General features: G+C 54.1%; 5 protein-coding genes, 2 tRNA genes and 3 rRNA genes. 8 read left to right on the forward strand and 2 right to left on the reverse strand.

What is annotated here, in order from left to right; all coding sequences use genetic code 11:
* Positions 1-412 precede the first annotated feature (412 nt).
* The 5 genes from FAY22_RS03575 to rrf all read left to right on the forward strand — a co-directional run bounded on the left by FAY22_RS03575 (position 413) and on the right by rrf (position 5,578).
* Positions 413-1,943, forward strand: a 16S ribosomal RNA gene (locus tag FAY22_RS03575).
* A gap of 63 nt (positions 1,944-2,006) precedes the next feature.
* Positions 2,007-2,083, forward strand: a tRNA-Val gene (locus FAY22_RS03580).
* A gap of 32 nt (positions 2,084-2,115) precedes the next feature.
* Positions 2,116-2,191: transfer RNA gene (locus FAY22_RS03585), tRNA-Gly, on the forward strand.
* Positions 2,192-2,443: 252 nt separating this feature from the next.
* Positions 2,444-5,319: ribosomal RNA gene (locus FAY22_RS03590) — 23S ribosomal RNA — on the forward strand.
* Between the two features lie 146 nt (positions 5,320-5,465).
* Positions 5,466-5,578 (forward strand): 5S ribosomal RNA (gene rrf / locus FAY22_RS03595).
* The 16S, 23S and 5S rRNA genes sit together here with 2 tRNA genes alongside, the layout of an rRNA operon.
* A 269-nt stretch (positions 5,579-5,847) precedes the next feature.
* Here the strand turns inward: rrf and map are convergent.
* Positions 5,848-6,666 (reverse strand): type I methionyl aminopeptidase, encoded by an 819-nt coding sequence (map, locus tag FAY22_RS03600; protein WP_210411889.1) that lies wholly within the window; start codon positions 6,664-6,666, stop codon positions 5,848-5,850.
* Positions 6,663-6,896, reverse strand: a complete 234-nt coding sequence (locus FAY22_RS03605; protein ID WP_146328952.1) for a ParD-like family protein — start codon at positions 6,894-6,896, stop codon at positions 6,663-6,665. Before FAY22_RS03605 ends, map begins: the two co-directional genes overlap by 4 nt.
* 799 nt (positions 6,897-7,695) lie before the next feature.
* Here FAY22_RS03605 and FAY22_RS03610 point away from each other — a divergent pair.
* From FAY22_RS03610 to FAY22_RS03620, 3 genes are all read left to right on the forward strand, one after another.
* Positions 7,696-9,252 carry an MFS transporter gene (locus FAY22_RS03610; protein ID WP_168204920.1) on the forward strand — a complete coding sequence of 519 codons (1,557 nt, stop codon included), beginning with the start codon at positions 7,696-7,698 and terminating at the stop codon, positions 9,250-9,252.
* Positions 9,253-9,296: 44 nt separating this feature from the next.
* Complete coding sequence (locus FAY22_RS03615; RefSeq protein WP_246860646.1) at positions 9,297-9,761, forward strand: MarR family winged helix-turn-helix transcriptional regulator; 465 nt, start codon at positions 9,297-9,299, stop codon at positions 9,759-9,761.
* 125 nt (positions 9,762-9,886) lie between these two features.
* Positions 9,887-10,303: a PaaI family thioesterase gene (locus FAY22_RS03620; protein WP_146328953.1), complete on the forward strand. Its 417-nt coding sequence runs from the start codon at positions 9,887-9,889 to the stop codon at positions 10,301-10,303.
* Positions 10,304-10,345 lie beyond the last annotated feature (42 nt).

Here is a 10,345-nt window from a genome sequence, read left to right on the forward strand (position 1 = left end):
GTGATGAGCGTCTTGGTCACGCAGCCGCGTTTGCCATTCTGTTGTGATCCGGCGGAGGTCGAATAATGACGAAATGTTATCGATTGCTGCGCCTGCGCGTAACGAAAATAAAAATCTTTAGAAAAACCCTTGCGCACTGGATTTTGGCTTGCTATAGTTCGCCTCCCGTCGCGCAACGCAGCGAACAAAACGATTCGAAAGCGGCGACGGCAGGACAAGTTCTTTAACAAGTAACAGCCGATAAGTGTGGGCGCTTGGTGGGCGTGCGGCGGTGGCGGAAGCTGCCGAAGCTCAAAGCATATCAAGTGCTCGCAAGAAATACAGGTAAGTTCGCAAGAACGGACCTAGTCAGTATTTTGAGTGAGCGACGGTTCTTAGGAACCTGCCGGTAAAACGGCACAAAACAGGAATTGAACTGAAGAGTTTGATCCTGGCTCAGATTGAACGCTGGCGGCATGCCTTACACATGCAAGTCGAACGGCAGCGCGGGCTTCGGCCTGGCGGCGAGTGGCGAACGGGTGAGTAACATATCGGAACGTGCCTTAGAGTGGGGGATAACTAGTCGAAAGACTAGCTAATACCGCATACGACCTACGGGTGAAAGTGGGGGATCGCAAGACCTCATGCTCTTAGAGCGGCCGATATCTGATTAGCTAGTTGGTGGGGTAAAAGCCTACCAAGGCGACGATCAGTAGCTGGTCTGAGAGGACGACCAGCCACACTGGGACTGAGACACGGCCCAGACTCCTACGGGAGGCAGCAGTGGGGAATTTTGGACAATGGGGGCAACCCTGATCCAGCAATGCCGCGTGTGTGAAGAAGGCCTTCGGGTTGTAAAGCACTTTTGTTCGGGAAGAAATCCTTCTGGCTAATATCCGGAAGGGATGACGGTACCGGAAGAATAAGCACCGGCTAACTACGTGCCAGCAGCCGCGGTAATACGTAGGGTGCAAGCGTTAATCGGAATTACTGGGCGTAAAGCGTGCGCAGGCGGTTGTGCAAGACAGAGGTGAAATCCCCGGGCTTAACCTGGGAACTGCCTTTGTGACTGCACGGCTAGAGTGTGTCAGAGGGGGGTAGAATTCCACGTGTAGCAGTGAAATGCGTAGATATGTGGAGGAATACCGATGGCGAAGGCAGCCCCCTGGGATAACACTGACGCTCATGCACGAAAGCGTGGGGAGCAAACAGGATTAGATACCCTGGTAGTCCACGCCCTAAACGATGTCAACTAGTTGTCGGGGATTAATTTCCTTGGTAACGCAGCTAACGCGTGAAGTTGACCGCCTGGGGAGTACGGTCGCAAGATTAAAACTCAAAGGAATTGACGGGGACCCGCACAAGCGGTGGATGATGTGGATTAATTCGATGCAACGCGAAAAACCTTACCTACCCTTGACATGGATGGAATCCTTGAGAGATTGAGGAGTGCCCGAAAGGGAGCCATCACACAGGTGCTGCATGGCTGTCGTCAGCTCGTGTCGTGAGATGTTGGGTTAAGTCCCGCAACGAGCGCAACCCTTGTCATTAGTTGCTACGAAAGGGCACTCTAATGAGACTGCCGGTGACAAACCGGAGGAAGGTGGGGATGACGTCAAGTCCTCATGGCCCTTATGGGTAGGGCTTCACACGTCATACAATGGTACATACAGAGGGCTGCCAACCCGCGAGGGGGAGCTAATCCCAGAAAGTGTATCGTAGTCCGGATTGTAGTCTGCAACTCGACTACATGAAGTTGGAATCGCTAGTAATCGCGGATCAGCATGTCGCGGTGAATACGTTCCCGGGTCTTGTACACACCGCCCGTCACACCATGGGAGCGGGTTTTACCAGAAGTAGGTAGCCTAACCGCAAGGAGGGCGCTTACCACGGTAGGATTCGTGACTGGGGTGAAGTCGTAACAAGGTAGCCGTATCGGAAGGTGCGGCTGGATCACCTCCTTTCTAGAGTATCCGCGCAGAAATCAAGCGTTCACACTTATCGGTGTGTTATTCGAGAACAGCAATAGGTCTGTAGCTCAGCTGGTTAGAGCACTACCTTGACATGGTAGGGGTCGTTGGTTCGAGTCCAATCAGACCTACCACATTGCTGAAAAATCAAACCTAAGTTTTCGGCGCGGGAATAGCTCAGTTGGTAGAGCGCAACCTTGCCAAGGTTGAGGTCGAGAGTTCGAGACTCTTTTCCCGCTCCATGTATTTAGGTTTGATCTTTTACGATCGATAGGCTGTTTTTGTTCTTTAACAATCTGGAAGAAGTAGTAAAGATTTATCAGTTGGAGCTGATATGTTGTGATGACGTATTGGTGACGACTGGTGGGTTGTGATTGTATCAATCATTAGTATGAAAGAGTTCTCGCAAGTAGAAATACGAGCGACAAGTTCTGGAATACGGCACGCAAACTCAAGCTCTATAGCGTTTCTTGCAAGAGAAGCTAACGTTATAGGGACAAGCGACTAAGTGCACATGGTGGATGCCTTGGCGATATCAGGCGATGAAGGACGTTGTAGCCTGCGATAAGCTGCGGGGAGCTGGCAAACAAGCTTTGATCCGCAGATTTCCGAATGGGGAAACCCGGCCCTTTGGGTCATCTCACACTGAATACATAGGTGTGTGAAGCGAACGTGGCGAACTGAAACATCTAAGTAGCTACAGGAAAAGAAATCAACCGAGATTCCCAAAGTAGTGGCGAGCGAAATGGGAACAGCCTGCAAGATTTAGCAGTCGAGATAGCAAAATGCTCTGGAAAGTGCAGCCATAGCGGGTGATAGCCCCGTATGCGAAATCTGGATTGTGGAACTAAGCTTGCGACAAGTAGGGCGGGGCACGTGAAACCCTGTCTGAACATGGGGGGACCATCCTCCAAGGCTAAATACTCGATATCGACCGATAGTGAACCAGTACCGTGAGGGAAAGGCGAAAAGAACCCCGGAAGGGGAGTGAAATAGATCCTGAAACCGTGTGCATACAAACAGTAGGAGCCTCGTAAGGGGTGACTGCGTACCTTTTGTATAATGGGTCAGCGACTTACATTCAGTGGCAAGCTTAACCGTGTAGGGAAGGCGTAGCGAAAGCGAGTCCGAATAGGGCGTTCAGTCGCTGGGTGTAGACCCGAAACCAGATGATCTATCCATGGCCAGGATGAAGGTGCGGTAACACGCACTGGAGGTCCGAACCCACTAGTGTTGAAAAACTAGGGGATGAGCTGTGGATAGGGGTGAAAGGCTAAACAAATCTGGAAATAGCTGGTTCTCTCCGAAAACTATTTAGGTAGTGCCTCAAGTATCACCACCGGGGGTAGAGCACTGTTATGGCTAGGGGGTCATCGCGACTTACCAAACCATTGCAAACTCCGAATACCGGTGAGTGCGAGCTTGGGAGACAGACGCCGGGTGCTAACGTCCGACGTCAAGAGGGAAACAACCCAGACCGCCAGCTAAGGTCCCAAAGATTGGCTAAGTGGAAAACGAAGTGGGAAGGCTAAAACAGTCAGGAGGTTGGCTTAGAAGCAGCCATCCTTTAAAGAAAGCGTAATAGCTCACTGATCGAGTCGTCCTGCGCGGAAGATGTAACGGGGCTAAGCCAGTCACCGAAGCTGCGGATCTGCAGTAATGCAGATGGTAGGAGAGCGTTCTGTAAGCCTGCGAAGGTGTCTTGTAAAGGATGCTGGAGGTATCAGAAGTGCGAATGCTGACATGAGTAGCGATAATGCGGGTGAAAGGCCCGCACGCCGTAAGCCCAAGGTTTCCTGTTCAACGTTCATCGGAGCAGGGTGAGTCGGCCCCTAAGGCGAGGCAGAGATGCGTAGCTGATGGGAAGCAGGTTAATATTCCTGCACCGTCGTTAGATGCGATGGGGGGACGGATCGCGGAAGGTTGTCCGGGTGTTGGATGTCCCGGTTCCTGTATCAAAGAAGGCCAGTAGGCAAATCCGCTGGCGTAATTCAAGGGTATGGGACGAGCGGCCTTGTGCCGCGAAGCAATCGGAAGTGGTTCCAAGAAAAGCCTCTAAGCTTCAGTCTAACGAGACCGTACCGCAAACCGACACAGGTGGGCGAGATGAGTATTCTAAGGCGCTTGAGAGAACTCGGGAGAAGGAACTCGGCAAATTGGTACCGTAACTTCGGGATAAGGTACGCCCTTGTAGCTTGACTGGCCTGCGCCAGGAGGGTGAAGGGGTTGCAATAAACTGGTGGCTGCGACTGTTTAATAAAAACACAGCACTCTGCAAACACGAAAGTGGACGTATAGGGTGTGACGCCTGCCCGGTGCTGGAAGATTAAATGATGGGGTGCAAGCTCTTGATTGAAGTCCCAGTAAACGGCGGCCGTAACTATAACGGTCCTAAGGTAGCGAAATTCCTTGTCGGGTAAGTTCCGACCTGCACGAATGGCGTAACGATGGCCACACTGTCTCCTCCCGAGACTCAGCGAAGTTGAAGTGTTTGTGATGATGCAATCTACCCGCGGCTAGACGGAAAGACCCCATGAACCTTTACTGTAGCTTTGCATTGGACTTTGAACCAATCTGTGTAGGATAGGTGGGAGGCTTTGAAGCGAGGACGCTAGTTCTCGTGGAGCCGTCCTTGAAATACCACCCTGGTTTGTTTGAGGTTCTAACCTTGGCCCGTTATCCGGGTCGGGGACAGTGCATGGTAGGCAGTTTGACTGGGGCGGTCTCCTCCCAAAGTGTAACGGAGGAGTTCGAAGGTACGCTAGGTACGGTCGGACATCGTGCTAATAGTGCAATGGCATAAGCGTGCTTAACTGCGAGACTGACAAGTCGAGCAGGTACGAAAGTAGGACATAGTGATCCGGTGGTTCTGTATGGAAGGGCCATCGCTCAACGGATAAAAGGTACTCTGGGGATAACAGGCTGATTCCTCCCAAGAGTTCATATCGACGGGGGAGTTTGGCACCTCGATGTCGGCTCATCACATCCTGGGGCTGTAGCCGGTCCCAAGGGTATGGCTGTTCGCCATTTAAAGTGGTACGTGAGCTGGGTTTAAAACGTCGTGAGACAGTTTGGTCCCTATCTGCCGTGGGCGTTGGAAGTTTGAGGGGGGCTGCTCCTAGTACGAGAGGACCGGAGTGGACGAACCTCTGGTGTACCGGTTGTCACGCCAGTGGCATTGCCGGGTAGCTAAGTTCGGAAGAGATAACCGCTGAAAGCATCTAAGCGGGAAACTTGCCTCAAGATGAGACTTCCCGGGAACTTGATTCCCCTAAAGGGTCGTTCGAGACCAGGACGTTGATAGGTCAGGTGTGGAAGCGCAGTAATGCGTTAAGCTAACTGATACTAATTGCCCGTGCGGCTTGTCCCTATAACCTTAGCAGGTATAGGCAAGTAAGCGTGTGAATGACTGATTCATCACACCCGCCAAAATTTGTAGTACCCCTGATTGCTACTTCTTTCCAGATTGGGCCGTTTGTTGCAGCAACCGCTGAACAACCGGCTTTACAAGTTATGCCTGATGACCATAGCGAGTTGGTACCACCCCTTCCCATCCCGAACAGGACCGTGAAACGACTTCGCGCCGATGATAGTGCTGCAACCAGTGTGAAAGTAGGTTATCGTCAGGCTTGTTACCCAAAAACGCCCCCAGCATCCAACTGCTCGGGGCGTTTTGCTTTGTGCGGCCGGTTGGTGTGCGTGTCTCGACGGCAATGACCATTTAGGATCGTCTAAAGCGATTCAATGGTAAGAACAGAAGGTCCGCAACCAGTTGGATAGCGCCCATTTCTCCCATGTTCAGGCAGAAGCGGTCCATTGAAGAACCGCGTAACGTCAAGAGGGGGGCTTCTGGTGCCCATCAGTTCTGCGCCGGGCTGCCCGACGCGAAACTCGGCGTTTAGGCTGCTATAGCGGAATCAACAGTAATGGGTAAATAATCCCCGTATCCGTCGGGCCATGCAGTCAGAATTTCGAAGCCGTATTCGGTAACCGCCACCATATGCTCCCACTGTGCCGACAGAGAGCGGTCCTTGGTCACTACCGTCCACCCGTCACTCAGCTGCTTTATATCTGGCTTGCCGGCGTTAAGCATTGGCTCGACTGTGAAGATCATTCCAGGCTTGAGCGTCAGGCCGGTACTCGGTCGGCCATAGTGCAGAACGTCGGGTTCGTCGTGATAGATCGTCCCGATACCATGGCCGCCGTATTCGCGTACCACGCTGAATCCCGCCTTGCGAGCAACAGTCTGGATGGCATGACCGATGTCGCCTAACGTTGCACCGGGGCGTACTGCAAGAATGCCGGCACGCATTGCTTCGTAAGTCGTGCGTACTAGCCGCTTGGCAAACACTCCCGGCTCACCGACAAAGTACATACGGCTGGTATCGCCAAACCAGCCATCCTTGATGACAGCAACATCGATATTGATGATGTCGCCATCCTGCAAACGCTTATTGGAAGGGATTCCGTGGCAGACAACGTGGTTGACAGAGGTGCAGACTGTCTTGGGAAAACCGTTGTAGCCCACGTTCGCAGGGATGGCCTTCAATTCATTGACGATGTAGTCATGGCAAATTCTGTCGAGTTCGTCCGTGGTAATGCCCGGCTTGACATGCTCGGCGAGCATCCTGAGTACCTGCGCCGCTAGCGTGCCAGCGTGTCGCGCCATCCCGATCTCCGCCTCTGAGCGGATGGGCACCCCGCTCCTGATCGTCATGCTGCCTCCGGCTCGGCCGCAGGATGGACAGTTGTAATACTAAGATCCCCGGACTGATGCGCTCTGATCAGCAACTGGCAGATCTCGCCATAGCTCAAGTTGGGGTTGAGTTCCGCCAGCATGCCAACTCGAAGCCAGTGTTCGGCTTGCGCATTAATTGAGCGGCTGAGCGCAGCGCTGGTCGAACGGAGGCTTTCGTGCATCTGTTCGGAGATTTTCAGAATTCCCATCTTTCACACTGAGTATATGAATTGTAGTCGGTTCATATACTATCATGTTGCCAGATCGACTGGCGGGTCTCCGCTCTCAAGAAAGCCGCAAGTCTGCTGAGGGGCGACTGCAGCCTGTCAATCGGAAATCTTTTGGGGCTGCTTGTTTTCCCTAGCCGGCCATTCAAAATGGGGCATCACCCAGTTGAGAGCGGTGGCATGCAGTACTTTGCTCGCTCGGCAAGGAGCACCCAGCCAACTAAGAGTGGCCGATACTGTAATTCCGAGGTGCAGGCGATGCCCAAAATAATCAAATAACAGGCTTATATGCGGCAATCAATTTTTTCAAAGAGGCAACGTTCCGTTCGCCGCATGTGGGCGAATAGCTCAAAGCCAGAGAGGTAGCCGCCGGTGCATCCAAATCTCCAGTAGGTCAGTCACATGGCTCGCGACTTTCGGTCGTCTTGCGGCCTCCATTCTTCCCTATTTTTCCCTGTTTCAGGCGGTTCAGTTTCATGGGCGCTCGGAAGAACGAAGCCGTGGAACGAACTTTCCACATTGTGCCGAATATTGAAGGCGCGCGGCGAGGGCGGAGATTTCATTCCAAGTTAAGTAGATATCTCCCCTCAGCTTGAGCAACTGACGGAGCGCCTTGAATAATGCAAGACCAACATGTTTGACGCAGAGCGTATAGCGGCATAAAATCGTTGACATATCAATCGTTGATTGGTCAATCGAATCAATGGAAAACGAATCTTCCCTCTCCAGCATAGCTCCTGCGGCTGTCTCCGGTGCAACACCGCATCCTGCCTCTGACGCCATGCAAGCGCAGTCTTTCCGCAAATCCCTGCTGGCCATGCTTGGCTTAGCTTTTGTCGTGATGTTGGTCGCGCTTGATCAGACGGTCGTGGGAACAGCGCTGCCGACCATCGTCGCCGAACTCAAGGGGTTCGACCTGTACGCATGGGTCGCCACTTCCTATTTGCTGGCGTCGGTGATCACGGTGCCGATCTTCGGCCGGCTGGGTGACCATTTCGGGCGCAAGTATTTTGTTATTGCCGCTATCACAGTCTTCACCCTTGCATCGGCGCTATGCGGTGTCGCGAGCAGCATGCTGTTCCTTGTGCTGGCGCGTGGACTGCAGGGGATTGGCGGCGGCATGCTGGTTGGTACCGCCTTCGCGTCGGTGCCGGATCTTTTCCCGGAACCGCATGTCCGCCTGCGTTGGCAGGTAATGATCAGCTCGGCCTTCGGGATCGCCAACGCCATCGGTCCTTCGCTCGGCGGCTTCCTCACAGAATATGCCGGCTGGCGCAGCGTGTTTTACGTGAATTTGCCGGTGGGGTTGTTGGGTGTGTACTTTGTCGGCCGTCACATGCCGCTCATTCGCCACCACAAGCACGAGGGGCCGATGAAACTGGACTGGGCGGGCGCATTGCTGATCGCCGCCTCGCTCGGCAGCCTGCAACTGTTTGTGGAGCTGCTGCCGACGCACGGATTCAGTGGCGGCATGAGCCTGCTCGCGACTTTGAGCATAGCGGCCTTCATCGGGCTGATCTTCTGCGAAAAGCGCGCGAGCCATCCAATACTTCCGCTGGACATGTTCAGCAATCCGGCGCTGGCGTCGTTGTTTTCGCTGGCGGTACTGATGGGTTTCATCATGTTTGCGCTGATCTTTTACATGCCGCTGCTGTTGCAGGGCGGCTTCGGCCTTGCACCCAACGCTGCCGGCTTGCTGATGACGCCGCTAGTGGTATGCATTACGGTTGGCTCCATTTCGAACAGCCGGTTGCTGACCCGCATTCCTAACCCTGCATGGATGCTGTATGCCGGCTTTGCCTTGCTGGGTTTTTCGGCCATCGGCATCACGACCCTTAAGCAGGGCACGCCGCACGCGCTGATGGCTTGTTATATGGTCGGTAGCGGGCTCGGCCTTGGTTTCGTCTTGCCGAACTTGACCATCTTCGCGCAGGAAGCAGCGGGCCGCGCGCACTTGGGCATTGCCACGGCCATGATCCAGTCCCTGCGCATGGTCGGAGGCATGGTCGGTACGGCGCTGGTCGGCACCCTGGTCAATCACATGTATGTCAGCCGCGTGCGCTCGGCACTGAACGGGGTACATGCAATGCACTGGTTCACGCATTTGAATGATCCGCAAATCCTGATCGACAAGGCGGCCCAGACGCAGTTGGCAGCGCAGCTTCATGCGATCGGCCAGGACAGTGCTGTCCTGATCGAGGTCGCGCGGTCGTCGCTGGTGTCATCGATTCACATGGGCCAGGCGCTTTCCGTCGTGGTTGCTATCATTGCGGTCTGGCAACTGCGTCGTCTGCCGCGACTGCAGTTGCGCCGTAAAACGGAACAGCCGTCGGCCTAATCCGCATGGCAGGCGCGTCATCCAACACTAACGAGGAAAAGAGCATGATCGAAGCAGCAGAACAATTGAAAGTGCTCCAGCAGCTCGGTCGCACCTACCGCGCTTTTATGTCCGCCTATGAAAAGGAAGTCGGACATTGTCTTCCGCGCTGGAAGGTGATGCTGCATTTGTATAACAAACACGAACCCTGTCCCCAGAAACAGCTCGGCGATGCGTCGCATATGGACCCAGGGGCGCTGTCGCGGCAGCTCGTAACGCTCGAAGCGCTGGGCTGGATTGCGCGCAGCACTGACCAGCAAGACAAGCGGATCACCAATGTCTCTCTCACTCAACAAGGCAAACAGCAGGTCGAGCAAAGCCTGCCAAGGCGTGTGGCGTTCATTGAACGTACTTTGGGCGACCTCCCGGAAGAACAATTGCGCCAACTGATGGATTCCTTGCTACAGCTCGAAACCCGCTTCAATGCAACCGCCAAACAGCAAGCGACACCGGAAGACACGCCTGCCTGACGCATCGGGAGCCACGCCCGGCGGTTCCATCTCCAAAATCACCACTGAACGGCCGATTTTATGCCGCTTACCATGATTCCTGAGGCGCTGAATTGAAGACATTGCAATGTAAGGCTACTCCCGCCATGAGCGACGCACGTGAAAATGAGATAACCGGGTTCCAATTGGATAACCCGGCGTTGGAGAGCATCGGCGTCAGTATCACGGACTGGCGCGAAGATCAGGTCGAACTCGCATTGCCGATCGTTCCGACCATGCTCAACCGGAGTGGTGTCGTCCATGGAGGGACGATTTGCACCTTGCTGGATGCGGCCACCGGTTATGCCGGCTTGTATTCGCCGCCGGGCAAAGCGCAGTTGCATGCAGTCACGTTGTCGCTAACCTCGAATTTCCTGAGCAACGGTGTCGGCAAGCGGCTGACGGCGAAGGGCATGGTTGAACGGCGAGGCCGTTCCATTTACTTTTCACGCGCCGAGGTGTGGCTGGACGAGTCGTTGCTCGTTGCTACGGCCGTCGCGACGATGAAATATCTGAAGTCTTAACGGGATGCCGTCGTTCCTTCAAAATAATTTTCTTTGAAGAAA

This window comes from Noviherbaspirillum sp. UKPF54, from assembly GCF_007874125.1.
Classification (GTDB): Bacteria; Pseudomonadota; Gammaproteobacteria; order Burkholderiales; family Burkholderiaceae_D; genus Noviherbaspirillum.